The following is a 17,766-nucleotide window of genomic DNA, read 5'->3' as shown; positions in this document are numbered from 1 at the left end:
CCCCCTACTGAAACTGCGCAACAACGGTGGCTGAGGCTTCAAACTCACCTTCCTTAACGCTTCCCACGCCCGGCTTAGCCACCGGTGCGGCGGTGAGATTCCAGTCGCCCTGATTCTGGTAAAACCCCTTCACGTTGTAGAATTGATTGGGCACGACGGCGCCGCCGCTCTCGTCTTTAAGCATAATGCCGAGATCGTCGCGTTTTTGTCCGCCGCTTAACGTGCCGAGGAGATTACCGTTAAATCCCGCCGTGCCTGAGGCCGTGGTCGTTTGCACGCCAAGATCGATATTCAGCGCGCCCTGATCGAAGCTGCCGCCTTCACACACCACATGTATAGGGATTGGCTTGCTGTAGTTGGTGCCGTTGAGCTTTGTAGCGGATCCAGGCAGATCGCCAAACTCAATGCTGATTTTGTCTCCCCGATTGAAGGTGCATTTGTCCGGTACGGTAATCAGCCCGGATTTAATCACCACGCGGGAAATAGGCGTTGTCGGCGTAGGGCCAGCATCCCCCAGGCGCCCGGCAACCTCCACCAGCGACTGGGAGGTAATATTGATGCCATTAATAATGGGTTTAGTGACAATAAACGTCACTTTCCCTTTTGAACCACTTTCTATGTTGGTAGCCCGTTCGTAGCCTTTGCGCTTTTTGCAGCTATGATCGTTGTAACGATTTGAAAAATTGGTAAAAGGCGCCTGAACGTAGTTGTTATAACGCCCGGCGACCCACACCTGTACTTCCACATCCAGATACTCGTTTAAACGAAAACGGTTCGCCCCCTGATTGGAAGGCGGCATCGTGGTCGTGGTGGTGTAGTAAATCGGTTGTCGGGAGATGTCAGCCTGTTCGCAGTGAAAATCCACTACATACCAACTGCCCAGATTCCACGGGAACGGCTCCGTTCTGCCGCCCACGTGGTTTTTGCTGACATCCAGCGAGTTCAGTTCAATATCGTACTGATGCGGCGATCCTCCCTGCGGCTCACCTTCCCCCTGTGTGAATGCCTGCCCGGCCAGCGGACAACCAGCCAGGGCCGTCCACAGTAGCGTGTTGCGCAATATGCTCATAGATACTCCAGCTTAAGTCTGACCAGGCCGTTAAATTCTCCGGCGGTCACCTCTGGACCAAAAGATTCCAGCGCGGCCAGAAAGTGGATCGCGTTATCGCCCGGTTTGAGGATCCACATGCGTTGCGGTTGGTTCAGGTGAAGCAACTGGTTGCGTTCGGTCAGTAACCGAATGCCCGCGCCGCGCACATCACCGCGAATACGACCCAGATCGCTGTTTTCCGGTGCGCCTTCAGCCATCAGCGTCATCGAAACGCCGCGTTCCACCGTGCTGTGCGCCAGCTCAGGCATTTCGCTGGTCTGTCCGGGGAAATCCCTTAAGGTGTGGCCGGAACCTTTTAAGCAGCCGTTCAGATACAGCGTAACCAGCACCGGCTCGCTGCGATCGCCGCCCTGGCGAAACCGACTGGCGGAAATATCACCAAGATTGATGGTCTGATCGCGTGAAGCCATATCCAGCACGCACGGCGAAACGTAGACCCGGCCATGAAAGCGGACGTTGCCATACTCGCCGGACACGTTGCTCATATCCTGGCGACCACTGGTAGCCTGAGCCTGGCAGGCCATACCCGCCATCAGCAGGGCGCAAAGCATCTTTTTCATTTACGATTCCTGTTACCGGGGCTGCTGCTCCATCGGCAATGCTTTACACACATTGCCTGTGCAGCTGAATTTCAGTTCGGGATGGCCGCCAAAATCGTTCACGTACATCATGCTGAACTGACTGACGCTGCCGTCGTTCACGCTGAAATCGAGAGAGGATTTTGGTGAAACCATAACGCCTGGGAAGTCGGTCAATCTGCCGCCGCCCTGCGTTTCTGGCTTGCGGCTTAAGCCGATTAAGGTGACAAAATAAGGCGTTGGGTTGTCCACACTCCAGCGCTGGCCCTGTTTGTGAAAGACCAGTTGGTTTTGCCACACGGCGCCAGGTGTTTCCGGCACGATAGCAGTCGGACGGTAGAACAATTTGATGCGCGACTGCATCGCCAGTTGCAGCACATTCGGCTTATCCGGCTTTGGCGGAATTTCACGAACGTTCAGGTAGAACAGGCTCTCGCGATCCTGGGGCAGAGCGTTAATCCCGCTGGTTTTCGTCACCCGGGCAATCCCCTTTTGCCCGCCGTTAATTCGTTGCAGCGGCGGTAAGACCATCAGCGGCGAAGTAATTTTTGTTCCGGTGGCGTCTTCCACCCACGACTGGGCCAGGAATGGAATGCTCGGACTGGTATTGGTTAAGTTCGCACTGACAGATCGCGCATCACCGGTGATGATCATGCGGGTACGGTCGAGCGCGATACCTGCCCATGAGGCGTTGATCTCTGCAATAAAAAGCAGGCCGCAGGCCACGGGTTTCAGCCAACGCTGCACGGAGTAAAAAGCTTGATTATTCATGACAAAATTCATTCAGGTTATTGAAATTATTCACAAGGCAACAGCACGTTACCTTCCGGGTTGATTTGTTGCGGCACCTGTAAGTGACACTGCGCACGGCCAGCCCAGGCAACAGAGAGACGCTCGGCCGGATTCACACCCGCAATCCAGGCCATGCCGTTTTCCATCACCATGGCGACGCTGACGCCGTTGGCGTTAAACACTTCGGCGCCAAACGGCGGTACCGAACCATCCTTCAGGCGCAGCAGCGCCATCATTTTTTGCCCCTGCGCCACGGCAAAACGCTGGTAGCCAATCGCCCCCTCCGTCAGGGTGTTGGTGATGATGGCTTTGGTCGCGGAAATGTCCTCGTCCATTGCGTCCACATCGATACGGGTATCAAAGCTGTGATAACTGACAACGTCCGGTACCACGGCAATACCGAAGCGGTTTGAGTGCGCCTGTTCGCCGTTCAGCGGCACATTCGCCACACCATCGGTATCAACCATCACCCTGGCAGTGTTCATTGACGCCTGGCTGTTGTGCAGCGCCGCGCCATGACGCGTCGCGGTAAAGCCGCCGCGCATCGTGCCGCCAACGGAGAAATAGCGTGATTGCTGCCAGCTGACGTTAGATTCCAGTTCCGCCATCATGCTGCGGTGCTTGTAATAACCATCAAACGCCGTGTGTCCTTCACCGGAAACCCCTGTGCGCAAACGCCATGGATTGTTACGGTCGCGGTTATCTGAATACGAAACCATCTGGCTGGTCTGGTTGCCGCTGTTCTGCAATTCATAATCCATAGAGCGGCCATCGCTCCATGGCACCGAAATTGAAAGCGAGAGGCTGTCGTCCCGTTTGCCCTGATACTCAGAGCGGTAAGCCGCAAGGTTGGCGCTGACGCCCTGAATGCCAGCGAACGAAAAACTGTGTCCCATCGATAACCCATAACGATCCTGCGAACCGCGATCCCAATAGTTCTGGTGGGTATAGGTCAGGTACAGCGTGGTCGCTAAATGCGGATCGTCGGCAAAGAAGGTTTTGTTGCCGGTGATGGTGTACATCTCTTTTTCGCTGCCAGCGCTATTGTTATTTTCATACTGCTCGTCGAGGAACTGCGAAAAAGTGCGGAAGTTACGCTGTGAGAAGCGGTAACCGGCAAAGGTGATGGCGCTGTTGTACTCATCAAAGGTTTTGGCATAGCTGAGCTTAAAGGACATCCCTTTTTGTTCATCCTGATGCTTCACACGACTCACGGATTGCGTCGCATCCGCCGACAGCGCACCCAGCCAGCTCAAATCCCGACCAATCCCCATCGACCAGGCGTTATAACGATCGCCAGTGAGCAACGCACCGCCGTACAGCGACCACGCATTGCTGACCCCCCAGGAGAAATCACCGCTATAAAACGCAGGCCCCTGAACATCATGGTTATAGCGCGATGGCTTACCGACCGCGGCGTTGTAGCGAACATAGCCCGGGCGCGTCAGGTAAGGTATATCAGCCGTATTAACCTGAAAGGTTTGTACGCTGCCATCCTGCTCTTCGACGCGAACATCCAGTGTGCCGCGTACCGAACCGTGCAGATCCTGAATGTTGAATGGCCCCGCAGGAACGGTAGTTTGATAGATAACACGGCCCTGCTGGCTGACGGTGACCTTCGCATTACTGCGGGCGATGCCGTGCACTTCGGGCGCGTAGCCCTGCAAATTCGGTGGCAGCATACGCTCGTCGCTGGCGAGGTTCGCCCCGGTGAAACGCACCGAATCAAAAACCTGAGAATTCAGATAGATTTCGCCGACCGTTAGTTTTGCAGCCTGCATCGGTAACGGGCGATAGGCATAAATCTGATCCCAGTCGATACGGCCACGATTATCATCCGAAGCGTAATTGGCCTGATACTGGCCGCGAAAACGCCACGCGCCGAGGTTAAAGCCTGTCTGCCCATAGCCGGACAGAGAGCGATAGCGATCCCCGCCCTGCTCGTAATGTGTGGCCTGGCCCGAGACGCTGTAGTCAAAAATCAGCCCCGCGACGCCGTTATCCCAGCGTTCTGGCGGCGTCCAGTCAGGATCGGTATATTTCATCCATGCCTGAGGCACGGTAATATCCAGCACGCCTGCGCTATTATTCAGCACCACACCCGGCAGACGGGAAATGTCATAGCAGGTCGCGCTAATCGGATGAATATAGGTTAGCGCCTCTTCCTTGAGCGCCAGTAATTCGAGTTGTTGCGGCGTCAGACACGCCATGGATTTATGCGGGTTGGCAGGATCAACGATATAACGGATCGACTGCTGAGGAATCTCCTGGCTGTTAATACGAACATCCAGCAGATATTCTCCGGGAGTCACAAAGTTGCCTTCGGAAAAACGCTGCAAATCGACATTGTGCCTGTCGCTGGCATCCAGCACGTCGGTATTAAATTCAATGGCCTCATCCGCTTCAACCAATGAAGAGGCACAGACCAGAGCAATAAAAAGCGCCAGACGTTTTTTATCTGTTTTCAGCGTGATCATTTTCGTTCGCAAACCTTCAGATACCCGAATTGCAGTGCAGCTCAGAGATAATTCACAACAAAATGCGTGACCGCAGTAAATTCGCCGGATGTCATTCTTCCGTCGCGCGAGATCAAATAAGCCGTAAAGTTGAGCGTGTTTTTTCCTGGGTTAAGCAGATAGTCCGGTGATGGCTTGCCCAGATGAATTTGCTGTCCTTTGCCGTCATATATTTCTATTGCTAAATTTTCAGTTTCCGATTGCACGCTCAGATAATCAGGATTGTCATTATCCGCTGCGCCGGAAAAGGTAATATTGGCGCGCTGGAACAGATTCCCGGGGTGTTGAGAATCCCCTAATGAACATCCCAGCAAATGAATGCTGAAATCATGCGCAGATACTTTTTCAGGTTTTCCGGAAATATCTCTGGCAGAGAGGTCATCAAATTCAACCAGTAGCGACCGGTCGCGTGGATCGACATAACAGGCAGCCTCAATAATATTTCCCCGCATGCGCATTTTGCCGGGCGTACTGACAAGACGATGGGTGTCAGCCAAAACCCATGCAGGCGATATGAAGATAAAAAGCAGTAAAATACGCCATCCAGGCATCACCGCATTTCCTTTCAGTTATTCGCAGGAAGGGTTAAGCAGGCGCATAATTGCGCCCGCAGCAGATCGTTACTGGTAGTCGATCTGGAAATTAACGGTGGATTCGAAATCACCCGGCGTTACCGCTGCAGATGCGTTGTTTGCCTGCAGGTAAGCGACGAAATCAATGTCGGTTTCGCCATCGGTAATGTTGACCTGAGAGGCCGCTTTGCCCCATTCCACGTCCTGGTTGCCACTGTCAACCATACCAATGCCCGCGCCCTTTGCAGTACCCGAGGTGAACGCAGCCAGCGCGTTGTTATCGGAATCAATTGTTGCCGGGGTATAGGTCACGGTAGCCGTTTTTGCAACGGTCGTATCACAGCCCTGCAGAACGATTTTGGCATGCTTAACGCCAGCACGTTGGTTGTCTTTTAACTGAGAAGTTGGGATTTCGCCAAAATTTACCTGCACCGGGCTGGATTCTGGGGCCAGACCGCACGCGGAATTAACCAGAGAACCAGTGAAGTGAATTTTACCGTTAGTCGGTTCAACATTTTTTGCAGCGAAAGCAGAAGATGCAGTAAAAGTCATTCCCGCCATCAGCGCACAGGCCACAGCCACGTTTTTCATTTTCATATTACTACTTAACCTTATATCTGTTTTTTGGTTATTCCGACGATCTATTTCCGCAAACAATTTATGCAAGGGAAACCCTGATCTGCAGGCGGCGGTAGTGCATATCCTTGCAAACAATCCATCTCAAGCCACCCCGTATTTTGAACTTCATTGGTATTCCATCCGAAATACCGTCCACAGGTGTTTACGCTGTTTCGGGGCTTATATTAAGTCGACGAAAAAATGACACAATGCAAAAATCCGGTATTAATCAAACTCAGGGAATCGTGTTGTAACACTGTCTGAGGACCGATCGTTTACCTAAAAAATAACCATAAAACACGCAAAATCCAGTGTTAATATCTATTATTAATAGGTTTTATAGAGTTTTTATCTATCAACTATTTTTTTATTTATGCTAAATAATGGGCAAAATGTATTTATGAAAGTTTTGTAAAAATGAATTTGGATATCAAAAGCGAGTAATGACAATAAGATAGTGAATGAGGGGAAGGAGATTGGCGGTGTCTATAAGAGATATTAAAGGATTGTTATATAAATATTAATAAAGCGATCTATGGTACAACCATTTTTTATAAATGAATTATGTTATGCTATTGCTTCCCCCACTCGAATGCGAGATATCCTGCTTTAAAGGAGACATCAGTGATTTCTCATATACCAATAAACAAAATTAAATCCGTAATTATTGGTGATGGCTTAGTTTTCAGACCACATAAAAATACCCTAAAAGACCTGGCATCTGGTGAAATGGCCACATTGAACAATGCGGCAACACAATTACTGCTCTATCTGTTGCAAAATGGTAAAGAGATATCCTCACGCGATGAAATTCTGCTGAATGTTTTCCAGCATAATGGCGCCAGAGCGACGGATGCGAATCTCAACCAGCACATTTCATTTCTCCGCAAAGCAATAACGTCTACGGGCCATCCTGCAGAACTCATCGTCACCATTCCGCGTATGGGATTTCGGATGGGCGACGCCAATATCAATATTCAGCTACTGGAAGAAGCACAAGCGCCTACCAGAATTGCCCATGTTGCATCGACGCCCAGCAAAAAGAAACGAAACCGGTGGCCTGTCGCGATAACAGCGTTAATTACCGGCATCGCCGTAGTAGCGACAGCGTGGTTAACATGGATACCCAATGAAATTGCCATGACGGACGCGGCGATCCTGCGAACAATTGACTACGAGCAATGCCGTGTACATATATTAGGAAACGCTCTCACTGACACCATAACCGAAAAAAAAGCGCTGGATATTTTCAAGTCCGTAGGTATCAACCCCGACTGTTCGCACCCAAAAGATCTGTACCTTAATACCTGGGCGAGCAACCATAATCTGGTTGAGTGGTCGTTTGCCGCTGAATGCGGGCTAAACCTCGGCTATTACCATTGCATCAGCCAGTATCGCCACCATGAGGAATGATATGAAGCAGGAAAGCGATCACTCTCCTTTACTATGGTCAGTCGTAATTGCCATTCTTGGGCTGGCGGCTATCGCTTTTTTTATTATTATCGGGAATGCGAAAAAACAAGAAATCAGTTTTTCCTGTTCTTCGGAATTCACGTCGATACTCGACATCCAAAATACCAAAAAGGAACTCCACGGAATAATGCTGATTACCAGCTACAACTCCGGGCACCTCTCATTGTCAGTACAAGGGAAACTCAAAAGTGATGACGGCGAGTTTGCTGTTAACCGTAAACTATTCTTTCGCTATGCCCGTCCGCTCGGCCATACCGCCGGCGTTTTTATGCTCACCCCCGACGGACGCGAAAAATCCCCGGATGATGAAGCAACGGATGCCATCGATTATCTTTTCTTCGACGCTTACGAACGTGCTGACAAGCTGTATATGCTAAAACACCTGAATGAGGAAACGGTTCTTATCGGCGATAACTTTTCACCCCGCTTCGCCTGCGTGATGAATCACTTCGCGGGTTGATCGCCTTCTGGATATGCGTCGGGTTAAGGATGACCTGATGTGTTGCCCGCCCGAAAGCACAGGCGCGGTCGATATAAGGCATGATAATGGAATTTTTTTGCGGGCTGAAACGACGAAAGCCTGAATCATTTCTGATTCAGGCTTTCTGAATAGTGGCGGAATGGACGGGACTCGAACCCGCGACCCCCTGCGTGACAGGCAGGTATTCTAACCAACTGAACTACCACTCCGCGTTGTGTTCCGCTTGGGAACGAAGCGAATATTACGGATTGCCTCGCACCTCGTCAACGCTTTTTCTCACGTTTTTAATCGTTTGCTGCAAAAATCGCCCGAATGGCCATTTTCCTAAGGTAAACGTACAAACTATGCCCGCCAGAGGCAACTTCCGCCTTTCTTCTGCACCAGGTCAAGACGTGACTCATGAGCCGCTAACTCTTCATCAGTGGCAAAAACAACGCGTAGTTTGCTGGACGGTCTGACAATGCGCTGGATCCCCGTGTCATTCTGCTGCTGGCTATCACCTTCCATTGAAAACGCCATCGTGGTCTGCCCACCGGTCATCATCAGATAAACGTCGGCCAGAATCTGGGCATCGAGCAATGCGCCGTGCAGGGTTCGTTTACTGTTGTCTATCTCATAGCGCGAGCACAACGCATCAAGGCTGTTTCGCTTGCCAGGAAACATTTTCCTCGCCAGCGCCAGGCTATCGGTTATTTTGCAGAATTCGTTCGTCTTCGGAATATCCCGCCTGAGCTTAGCGAATTCGTAATCCATAAAGCCGATATCGAACGATGCGTTATGGATGACCAGTTCCGCGCCGCGAATGTAGTCGAGAAACTCATCGGCTACATCGGCAAACGTAGGTTTATCAAGCAGGAATTCGTCTGCGATTCCGTGTACGCCAAACGCTTCCGGATCCACCAGCCGATCCGGCTTCAGATAAACGTGGAAGTTATTTCCGGTCAGGCGGCGATTGACCACTTCAACCGCACCGATCTCAATGATCTTGTGGCCTTCGTAGTGGGCGCCAATCTGGTTCATACCGGTGGTTTCGGTATCGAGGACGATCTGTCGTGTAATTCCAGTGCTCATAACGGTCATTTATGTCAGACTTATCGTTTGATTTCGATTTGCTAAAACAGGAAGTCTACCAGAGATGCTTAAACAGGTAGAAATTTTCACCGATGGTTCTTGCCTGGGAAATCCAGGGCCAGGTGGTTATGGGGCGATTTTACGTTATCGCGGGCGCGAAAAAACCTTTAGCGAAGGCTACAACCTCACCACCAATAATCGCATGGAGCTGATGGCGGCAATCGTTGCGCTGGAAGCGCTGAAAGAACAGTGTGAAGTGATACTCAGCACGGACAGCCAGTATGTGCGCCAGGGCATAACGCAGTGGATCCACAACTGGAAGAAGCGCGGCTGGAAAACAGCAGATAAAAAACCGGTGAAGAACGTCGATCTGTGGAAACGTCTTGATGCCGCATTGGGGCCGCATCAAATCAAATGGGAATGGGTTAAAGGCCATGCGGGCCATCCGGAAAACGAACGCTGCGATGAGCTTGCGCGCGCCGCAGCCATGCGTCCCTCTCAGGATGATATTGGATATCAGGCTGAGGCTTAAGCGTCCGGTTTACGGTATTGCCGGGTAGCGCCAACGGCCTGGCGGATAGGCGCTTTGCTTTTATTTTGTTTCATCGGATTGAGCGTAAGCGGAATGGTTCGCTTACGCGCAACCACCAGTTGCAAACAGCCCAGTGCAGGAATATGGGCGCTTAACATTTTCCCACCCTTCTTGTTCCAGGGCAGGACATGAAAACGGCTGTAATGCAGCACTTCAAAGTTCAGCAATGAGAGCCAGTCCAACTGGCGCATGAGGGTAAACATCCGGCTGTTATAGGGTGATGTCTTGCGCAATATGGGTACCAGCTTACGCAGTCCCATCAGGCTTAACGGGTTAAAGCCGCTCAAAATCAACCAACCGTCATCAATCAGCACGCGATCGGCTTCACGCAGTAGGCGATGCGGATCGGAACACCACGGTAGCGTATGCGCTAACAAACAGACATCTACGGACTTATCGGCAAAGGGAAGATGTAAAGGATCGGCCGTTACCTGTATGGGAGAGCCTTGCAAAGAAACATTTACCTGATGAGAAACCGCGCACGCTTCAGAATCGATTTCTGCGCTTAAATTACCAATCTTAAGCAGATGAAATCCGTACATTTTTGCAAACCACGGGTTAAGCTGATGCTCCAGCGCCTGACGATAGTGTTCGCCCCAGGGTAAATCACCCCAGCTAACGGGCGCTACGACAGTTTGAGGGATCCTTGCCGGTTTCATCACAACCTTCCGTTACGCATTGAGAGGTAATCTATGAATCTTAACAGTATTCCTGCATTTCAGGACAATTACATCTGGGTCCTGTCGAATAATGACAAACATTGTCTGATTGTGGACCCGGGTGAAGCAGCTCCCGTGCTGAAAGCCATTGCAGAACATAACTGGGTTCCCGAAGCCATTCTGCTGACCCACCATCATCAGGATCACGTGGGCGGCGTAAAAGAGCTACTGCAACATTTCCCACACATAGTGGTATACGGACCAGCTGAAACGCAAGATAAGGGAACGACGCATATAGTCGAAGATGGCGATATTGCACTCGTTTTGGGGCATGAATTTACGGTAATTGCCACTCCGGGTCACACTTTAGGACATATCTGTTACTTTAGTCATCCTTATCTGTTTTGTGGCGACACGCTCTTTTCTGGAGGCTGCGGCCGGCTTTTTGAAGGCACCCCATCCCAAATGTATCAATCACTTAAAAAACTAAACTCACTTCCTGACGACACATTGATTTGTTGCGCACATGAATACACATTAGCAAATATGAAGTTTGCTTTAAGCATTCTGCCGCACGATTCGTTCATAAATGAATATTATCGTAAAGTTAATGAGTTACGCGTAAAAAAACAAATGACACTACCCGTAATTCTGAAAAATGAGCGACGAATTAATCTTTTTTTGAGAACAGAAGATGTTGATTTAATTGATGAAATCAACAAAGAAACAATATTGCAACAACCTGAAGAGCGTTTTGCCTGGTTAAGGTCAAAGAAAGATACGTTCTGACAATTCCGGGTTGCCTTTTGAAAACTTCGCCGTTATGATCGGTCGTCTTTTAAGCAACTATTGACACACACATGAAGGCAAAAGCGATATTACTCGCCTCTGTCCTGCTTGTTGGGTGCCAGAATACTGGTAACGTCCAACAACACGCACAGAGCCTTTCTGCAGCTGGTCAAGGGGAAGCAGGAAAGTTTACAAGTCAGGCGCGATGGATGGACGACGGAACATCTATCGCTGCTGATCAAGATTTGTGGGCTTTCATTGGTGACGAGCTAAAGATGGGAATTCCGGAAAACAACCGGATTCGCGAACAGAAACAGAAGTATTTACGCAATAAGAGCTATCTCCACGATGTAACTTTACGGGCAGAGCCGTATATGTACTGGATAGCCGGGCAGGTTAAGAAACGTAACATGCCAATGGAACTGGTACTACTACCCATAGTGGAGAGCGCTTTTGATCCTCACGCAACGTCTGGCGCCAATGCCGCAGGTATTTGGCAGATCATTCCGAGCACGGGGCGCAATTATGGTTTAAAACAGACCCGCAATTATGATGCACGTCGCGACGTTGTGGCTTCCACCACCGCCGCACTGGACATGATGCAGCGTCTGAACAAGATGTTTGATGGCGACTGGCTGCTGACCGTTGCTGCTTATAATAGCGGTGAAGGTCGTGTCATGAAGGCAATTAAAACGAACAAAGCCCGTGGAAAACCCACTGACTTCTGGTCGTTGCCATTGCCTCAGGAAACGAAGCTATACGTGCCCAAAATGCTGGCATTGAGCGATATACTCAAAAACAGCAAACGCTATGGCGTGCGTCTGCCAACAACAGACGAAAGCCGCGCGTTGGCGCGTGTTCGCCTGAGTAGCCCGGTTGAAATGGCTCAGGTTGCGGATATGGCGGGGATTTCCGTCAGCAAGCTGAAGACCTTTAATGCAGGCGTGAAAGGCTCCACGTTGGGTGCTAGCGGCCCGCAATATGTGATGGTGCCAAAGAAGCATGCAGAGAAGCTGCGTGAGTCTCTGGCTTCAGGCGAAATTGCAGCCGTGCAGTCAACGCTGGTTGCGGATAACACGCCGCTGAACAGCCGTAGCTACAAAGTTCGCTCTGGCGATACGCTTTCTGGCGTCGCTTCACGTCTTGGCGTGAGCACCAATGACCTTAAGCAGTGGAATAATCTGCGCGGGTCGTCGCTGAAAGTGGGCCAGAATCTGACCGTGGGCGCAGGTACCAGCGCACAGCGTCTGGCGAACAACAGCGATAGCATCACCTATCGTGTGCGTAAAGGCGACTCGCTGTCAAGCATTGCCAAACGCCACGGGGTTAACATCAAGGATGTGATGCGCTGGAATAGCGATACGAATAATCTACAGCCTGGCGATCAGCTAACGTTGTTTGTGAAAAACAACGACATGCCGGACTCCTGATAGCATTGTAGAAATGAAGGCACTGGTTTCCCCCCAGTGCCTTTTTTATTTATCCCGCTTTATGTGCCTCAACCATTATCGTGTCGCTGGTAAATGAGCCATCCTCCTGTAACGCAAAGTAGGCTTTCACTTGTGCAGAAGCACTTTGTTGATATACGCGAATCGCGTCGCTCAACGCTGCAGGCGTGCGCATCCGCGCCACCCACGAACTGTACTCCAGCGCCAGACGATCGGTTAACACAGTATCGGCAATCAGGTTAGCGTCGTTGATTAACGACAGCCACTCTCCGCTGGAATAGTTGCGTACGTGTGAGGTATCGCGTAACGCTTCTACAGTTTGCAACCAGATATCACGCACAGGATGGCCCGGCGACATCACATCCATCACAATCAGCACACCGCCGGGCTTCAGAATGCGGTTCACTTCCCGCAGGGCGCGACCGACATCATTCCAGTGATGCGCAGAATAACGGCTAATCACCACGTCAAATTCGTTATCTTCAAATGGCAGACTTTCGGCATATCCCTGCCGCGTGGCGATATTATCCAGACCTCTGCCTTTTGCCGCCTCAGCGACCACCTCAAGCATTTGCGAGGATAAATCATACGCCACCACCTGCCTTACGTGTTGCGCGGCCACAAAGCTGGCATGCCCCGCTCCGCATCCCATATCCAAAACGTGGGCTCGCGGAAATGCCGACAACCTTTCCCCCAGACGTTGCAAGTCACGGCCAGAGGCGTGCACCGCACTGGTTAAGTAGGCATTCGCCTGAGAGCCAAACTGTTTTTCGACATTGTCATGGTGAGAGCGTGTTGTCATTGTGTTGTCCTTCGGTTGTTGTGAAATAGGAAGGGCAACCATCACAGGCCTGCCCTACGGCAGACCTGACACACCGTTATTGTTCAGGTTTGCCGGGACTGAATTCAACGAGTAGCGGGTTGTGGTCGGAGGCGCGGGTGACCAGCACAGAGGCTTCACTCACGTTCAGACCGCGATAGAACACAAAGTCGAGAGGACGACCAAACGCGCGGCGGCGCTGATCGTCGGTAAAGCGCACCTGGCGCAGCGACATTTCACGCGCAAAGCGGTACAGCGCATTCATCCGTCGGCGGCTCCAGGCATTAAAATCACCGGCCATGATCACCGGACCGCTGTGATGAGCAATCTGATCGCCAATGGGAAGTAACTGCTTACTATAAACATCAACGCCAAGGCTAAAGTTAACCGCGTGGATATTCACCACCATTAATAACCGAGAGTCAGGCAGCGGATACACCGTTACCAGAGCCGATTTCGCCAGCCGTAAAATAGGCTCACGCTCGCGCAATGGACAACAGTAAACAGGATGGGCAGCAGAGAGCGTCATGACGCCAGAGGGATGCTGAGGCAACACAAAGGCGGGAACCTGGTCGGCAGCAAGATAGTTAGCGGTCGCAAACTGCACCAGTTCAGGCGTGGTTTGTGCTTCCTGCAATAACACCAGATGCGCGTCTTTGCCAAAATTCTTCAGCACCGACTGCCATTCTGCGCGCTGCTGTTTAAAAATATTCCATACCAGCACGCGAATGCGATCTTCACTGCTTAACGGTACGCCTGCAGGTAATGCCTGGCCAATATGCGCAAACGACCCCGGCGGTAAAATCCGCTCGGCGGGTTGTCCGGCAACATAACGCATGGCATAGGTGTTTTTTCGCACTTTAGACTTTCAAACCTCTGTAACGTCAACCAGTCCGCAGCCGGACTGGTTCTTCTGTTATAGGGATTTTAGCACTCACTTTCAACGAACAATTGCAGTTTGTTTTGTAAGTGGGCGCTTACATCCGTGATTTACCCCAGAGCAACGCGCGTGGGCTTATCAAGACGACCGCTGAGCCCCATCAGCAGGAAAGCCACCAGAACAATGAGTGCACCAATCCACGGTGTCTGCGCCAAACCATAATGCTCGACCGTTTGTCCGCCAATCACTGAACCCAGTGCAATACCGATGTTAAACGCCGCAATGTTCAGCCCTGAGGCCACATCAACAGCATTAGGCGTAAATTGTTCCGCTTTCTGTACCACGTAGACCTGTAGCCCCGGTACGTTACCAAAGGCAAAGATCCCCATAACCAGAATGGTAGCCAGCGCGGCGTACTGCGTGGAGGCTGTCACCTGGAAGACCATCAATAGAACAAACAGCGCGGCGAAAATGAATTTCAACGCCGGAACCGCACCATGCTTATCCGCCAACTTACCGCCCCAGATATTGCCGATAGCGACTGATACACCGTAACCCAGTAAGATCCAGCTTACTGCTGCCGGGGAGAATCCGGCCAGATCCTGCATCATCGGTGCCAGAAAGGTAAATGCAGTAAACACGCCGCCGTAGCCCAGCGCCGTAACGGCGTAAATCAGCAACAGACGAGGATGAGTCAGCACCTTCACCTGGTCGCGAATGCTGGCGGCAGCCCGACCGGGAATGTTAGCCGGGATCAGTAGCTGGCTACTAATCAGCGCAATCACACCTAACATTGATACTGCCAGGAAAGTCTCACGCCAGCCAAAGTGCTGACCGATAAACGTACCCAGCGGTACGCCGGTTACCAGCGCCACCGTTAAGCCGCCGAACATAATGGCGATGGCGGAAGCCGCTTTCTCTTTTGGCACCAGACTTGTCGCGATAGTAGAGCCAATCGAGAAGAATACGCCGTGTGCCAGCCCTGTCAGCAGACGAGCGACAATGAGTGTCATATACCCGGGTGCCTGCCATGCCAGCAAATTCCCCGCCGTAAACAGAACCATCAGCGCAACCAGCAACTGTTTGCGTGGCAGGCTGCCAGTCAGAGCGGTCAGTACCGGTGCACCAATCGCCACACCCAGCGCATAGATTGAAACCAGCATCCCGGCGGAAGGTAACGAGATCGCCAGTTGTTGAGCGATGGTCGGCACCAGGCCCACAATCACAAACTCAGTCGTGCCTATAGCGAAGGCACTTATTGTTAGTGCAAATAAAGCGAGAGGCATAAATAACTCCGTAACATCAGTAATCAGATGACACGCAGTATGCCGGGATGCTTTAATAACAAAAATATTCAAAATCTCAATATAATTTTGCGTCAGGTGCAAAAATGAAGGCAACCTCAGAAGAACTTGCGATTTTTGTGGCCGTTGTGGAAAGCGGCAGCTTCAGTCGGGCGGCAGAACAGCTCGGTCAGGCTAATTCCGCGGTCAGTCGGGCGGTAAAAAAGCTGGAGATGAAGCTGGGCGTAAGTCTGCTTAATCGCACGACCCGACAACTGAGCCTCACTGAAGAAGGAGAGCGTTACTTCAGGCGTGTGCAGCAGATACTGCAAGAGATGGCAGCAGCAGAAACAGAAATCATGGAGTCGCGCAACACCCCGCGCGGTCTGCTGCGTATTGATGCGGCAACGCCGGTAATGCTGCATTTCCTGATGCCGCTGATCAAACCGTTCCGTGAGCGGTATCCCGAGATGACATTGTCTCTTGTCTCCTCAGAAACGTTCATCAATCTTATTGAACGAAAAGTGGATGTCGCGATACGAGCAGGTACGCTGACTGACTCGAGTCTGCGTGCACGTCCGTTATTTACCAGCTATCGTAAGATTATCGCTTCACCGGACTATATTGCCCGTTTTGGCAAGCCAGAGACCGTCGAACAGTTAAAACAGCATCTGTGTCTGGGATTTTCCGAACCCGTTTCACTCAATACCTGGCCGATTGCCTGTAGTGACGGACAGCTCCATGAGGTCGAGTGTGGGATTTCTTCCAACAGTGGGGAAACGTTAAAACAGCTTTGTCTGAGTGGTAACGGTATCGCATGTCTTTCAGATTATATGATTGATAAAGAGATCGCGCAGGGAGAACTGGTGGAACTGCTGGCGGATAAGCGTCTGCCAGTAGAAATGCCTTTCAGCGCCGTTTACTACAGCGATCGTGCGGTCAGTACACGTATTAGGGCATTTATAGATTTTTTAAGTGAATATATAAGAACAGCTCCCGAAGGAGCTGTGAAAGAGGGTTAAAGAGTACAAAGGATTGGGCAATTAATCCCAGGCAGGAGCGAGGCCTTCCGGGCTAACCAGGCGATCGTTGCAATCCAGTGCCGCGATCGCTTTTTTATCTTCGGCATCCAGATGCAGGTCCTGCGCCAGCAGGTTGCTTGCCAGATTTTCACGCCTGGTAGAAGAAGGGATAACGGAGTAACCTTCATCCATTGCCCATGCCAGAATAACCTGCGCCGGGGTTGCGTTATGTTTAGCGGCAATGCGCGCAATCACTTCATCTTTCAGTGCTTTACCGTAAGCCAGCGTCATGTAAGAGGTGATGTGGATACCGTGCGCCTTCGCCCAGTCGACCACATTACGGCTCTGCAGATACGGAGACAGCTCAATCTGGTTGGTCGCGATATTGTCTGCGCCTACTGCGGCAATGGCTTTTTCCATCAACGGAATGGTGAAGTTTGAGATACCAATTTCACGAGTCAACCCCTGGTGTTTGGCTTCAAGCAGCGCCTGCATGAACTCCTCAACAGATACCGCATCGCCCGGAGATGGCCAGTGGATCAGCGTCAGATCGACATAATCTGTACGCAGTTTCTTCAGGCTTTCTTTCAGGCTTGGGATCAATTTGTCTTGGCTAAGATTTTCAATCCAGATCTTGGTGGTGATATACAGCTCGTTACGCGGTACGCCGCTTTCAGCAATCGCCTGACCAACAGCCGCTTCATTATCATAGATTTGCGCAGTGTCGACAGCACGGTAGCCCAGCTCTAGCGCCGTTTTAACGGAAGCGATAACTACGTCGTCTTTCAGGCGGAAAGTACCTAAACCGAATGCAGGGATAGTCATAGAATTCCTCTTTTTAATCACTATGTTCGTTAACTAAGAGGATTATGACCATCAGTTCTTTATAGAAAAAGAGTGATAAATGCAGAGGATTTTTGCGGATTCAGCAATAATTAAATGCAGGCAAAGAAAAAGCCCTGAGCTAATGCTCAGGGCTCTTAATAAGTGGCGGAACGGACGGGACTCGAACCCGCGACCCCCTGCGTGACAGGCAGGTATTCTAACCAACTGAACTACCG

At 51.0% G+C, this 17,766-nt stretch carries 18 protein-coding genes and 1 tRNA gene; 6 read left to right on the top strand and 13 right to left on the bottom strand.

All coding sequences use genetic code 11. From position 1 onward, the window contains the following. Positions 1 to 4: 4 nt before the first annotated feature. The 6 genes from OGV94_RS14555 to OGV94_RS14530 all read right to left on the bottom strand — a co-directional run bounded on the left by OGV94_RS14555 (position 5) and on the right by OGV94_RS14530 (position 6,166). A complete protein-coding gene (locus tag OGV94_RS14555) occupies positions 5 to 1,069 on the bottom strand; it encodes a fimbrial protein (protein ID WP_080625699.1) in 1,065 nt (354 codons plus the stop codon). Further along, entirely contained in the window at positions 1,066 to 1,671 is a 606-nt protein-coding gene (locus OGV94_RS14550; RefSeq protein WP_043015231.1) for a fimbrial protein, read from the bottom strand. Before OGV94_RS14550 ends, OGV94_RS14555 begins: the two co-directional genes overlap by 4 nt. Positions 1,672 to 1,683: 12 nt before the next feature. After that, positions 1,684 to 2,460, bottom strand: a complete 777-nt coding sequence (locus OGV94_RS14545) for a fimbrial biogenesis chaperone (protein ID WP_043015230.1) — start codon at positions 2,458 to 2,460, stop codon at positions 1,684 to 1,686. A gap of 26 nt (positions 2,461 to 2,486) precedes the next feature. Then, positions 2,487 to 4,958, bottom strand: a complete 2,472-nt coding sequence (locus OGV94_RS14540) for a fimbria/pilus outer membrane usher protein (RefSeq protein ID WP_047406040.1) — start codon at positions 4,956 to 4,958, stop codon at positions 2,487 to 2,489. Positions 4,959 to 4,999: 41 nt separating this feature from the next. Then, the gene (locus OGV94_RS14535; RefSeq protein ID WP_043015228.1) at positions 5,000 to 5,548 is read right to left on the bottom strand and encodes a fimbrial protein; all 549 of its coding nucleotides are present in this window, start codon (positions 5,546 to 5,548) and stop codon (positions 5,000 to 5,002) included. Positions 5,549 to 5,617: 69 nt separating this feature from the next. Next, positions 5,618 to 6,166 carry a fimbrial protein gene (locus OGV94_RS14530; RefSeq protein ID WP_006685982.1) on the bottom strand — a complete coding sequence of 183 codons (549 nt, stop codon included), beginning with the start codon at positions 6,164 to 6,166 and terminating at the stop codon, positions 5,618 to 5,620. A 750-nt stretch (positions 6,167 to 6,916) separates the two neighbouring features. Between OGV94_RS14530 and OGV94_RS14525 the strand changes: the two genes are divergently transcribed. Together OGV94_RS14525 and OGV94_RS14520 are read left to right on the top strand one after the other, a co-directional pair. After that, the gene (locus tag OGV94_RS14525) at positions 6,917 to 7,600 is read left to right on the top strand and encodes a winged helix-turn-helix domain-containing protein (protein ID WP_223306669.1); all 684 of its coding nucleotides are present in this window, start codon (positions 6,917 to 6,919) and stop codon (positions 7,598 to 7,600) included. A 1-nt stretch (position 7,601) separates the two neighbouring features. Further along, positions 7,602 to 8,120, top strand: a complete 519-nt coding sequence (locus OGV94_RS14520) for a FidL-like protein (RefSeq protein WP_043015226.1) — start codon at positions 7,602 to 7,604, stop codon at positions 8,118 to 8,120. A gap of 153 nt (positions 8,121 to 8,273) precedes the next feature. On the opposite strand, the gene OGV94_RS14515 is transcribed toward OGV94_RS14520, so the two are convergent. Both OGV94_RS14515 and dnaQ read right to left on the bottom strand, forming a co-directional pair. Further along, a tRNA-Asp gene (locus OGV94_RS14515) sits at positions 8,274 to 8,350 on the bottom strand. A 133-nt stretch (positions 8,351 to 8,483) separates the two neighbouring features. After that, entirely contained in the window at positions 8,484 to 9,212 is a 729-nt protein-coding gene (dnaQ, locus tag OGV94_RS14510; RefSeq protein WP_087051711.1) for a DNA polymerase III subunit epsilon, read from the bottom strand. Between the two features lie 64 nt (positions 9,213 to 9,276). Here dnaQ and rnhA point away from each other — a divergent pair, with 64 nt between their 5' ends. After that, a complete protein-coding gene (gene rnhA / locus OGV94_RS14505) occupies positions 9,277 to 9,744 on the top strand; it encodes a ribonuclease HI (protein WP_043015224.1) in 468 nt (155 codons plus the stop codon). Here rnhA and OGV94_RS14500 read toward each other — a convergent pair. Continuing rightward, complete coding sequence (locus OGV94_RS14500) at positions 9,741 to 10,463, bottom strand: class I SAM-dependent methyltransferase (RefSeq protein ID WP_043015223.1); 723 nt, start codon at positions 10,461 to 10,463, stop codon at positions 9,741 to 9,743. The two genes, rnhA and OGV94_RS14500, sit on opposite strands and share 4 nt — an antisense overlap. A 33-nt stretch (positions 10,464 to 10,496) precedes the next feature. Here OGV94_RS14500 and gloB point away from each other — a divergent pair, with 33 nt between their 5' ends. Both gloB and mltD read left to right on the top strand, forming a co-directional pair. Further along, entirely contained in the window at positions 10,497 to 11,252 is a 756-nt protein-coding gene (gene gloB / locus OGV94_RS14495) for a hydroxyacylglutathione hydrolase (protein ID WP_181230751.1), read from the top strand. A gap of 71 nt (positions 11,253 to 11,323) precedes the next feature. After that, positions 11,324 to 12,682, top strand: a complete 1,359-nt coding sequence (gene mltD / locus OGV94_RS14490; RefSeq protein ID WP_043015221.1) for a murein transglycosylase D — start codon at positions 11,324 to 11,326, stop codon at positions 12,680 to 12,682. 49 nt (positions 12,683 to 12,731) lie between these two features. Here the strand turns inward: mltD and OGV94_RS14485 are convergent, their stop codons facing one another. The 3 genes from OGV94_RS14485 to OGV94_RS14475 all read right to left on the bottom strand — a co-directional run bounded on the left by OGV94_RS14485 (position 12,732) and on the right by OGV94_RS14475 (position 15,686). Beyond that, positions 12,732 to 13,502, bottom strand: a complete 771-nt coding sequence (locus tag OGV94_RS14485; RefSeq protein WP_286523627.1) for a class I SAM-dependent methyltransferase — start codon at positions 13,500 to 13,502, stop codon at positions 12,732 to 12,734. A gap of 76 nt (positions 13,503 to 13,578) precedes the next feature. Beyond that, a complete protein-coding gene (locus tag OGV94_RS14480; RefSeq protein WP_008783770.1) occupies positions 13,579 to 14,379 on the bottom strand; it encodes an endonuclease/exonuclease/phosphatase family protein in 801 nt (266 codons plus the stop codon). A gap of 131 nt (positions 14,380 to 14,510) precedes the next feature. Further along, a complete protein-coding gene (locus OGV94_RS14475) occupies positions 14,511 to 15,686 on the bottom strand; it encodes an MFS transporter (protein WP_043017844.1) in 1,176 nt (391 codons plus the stop codon). 104 nt (positions 15,687 to 15,790) lie between these two features. On the opposite strand from OGV94_RS14475, the gene yafC reads away from it, so the two are divergent. After that, positions 15,791 to 16,705, top strand: coding sequence for a DNA-binding transcriptional regulator YafC (gene yafC, locus OGV94_RS14470; RefSeq protein ID WP_043015219.1), 915 nt, complete (start codon positions 15,791 to 15,793; stop codon positions 16,703 to 16,705). 21 nt (positions 16,706 to 16,726) lie between these two features. Here yafC and dkgB read toward each other — a convergent pair whose 3' ends face one another. Further along, positions 16,727 to 17,530: a 2,5-didehydrogluconate reductase DkgB gene (gene dkgB / locus OGV94_RS14465; RefSeq protein ID WP_043015218.1), complete on the bottom strand. Its 804-nt coding sequence runs from the start codon at positions 17,528 to 17,530 to the stop codon at positions 16,727 to 16,729. Positions 17,531 to 17,766 lie beyond the last annotated feature (236 nt).

Source organism: Citrobacter sp. Ce006 (assembly GCF_030336535.1).
Taxonomy (GTDB): domain Bacteria; phylum Pseudomonadota; class Gammaproteobacteria; order Enterobacterales; family Enterobacteriaceae; genus Citrobacter; species Citrobacter europaeus.
Note: the sequence above shows the minus strand (reverse complement) of the source record. Positions and strands in the feature narration are given on the sequence as shown.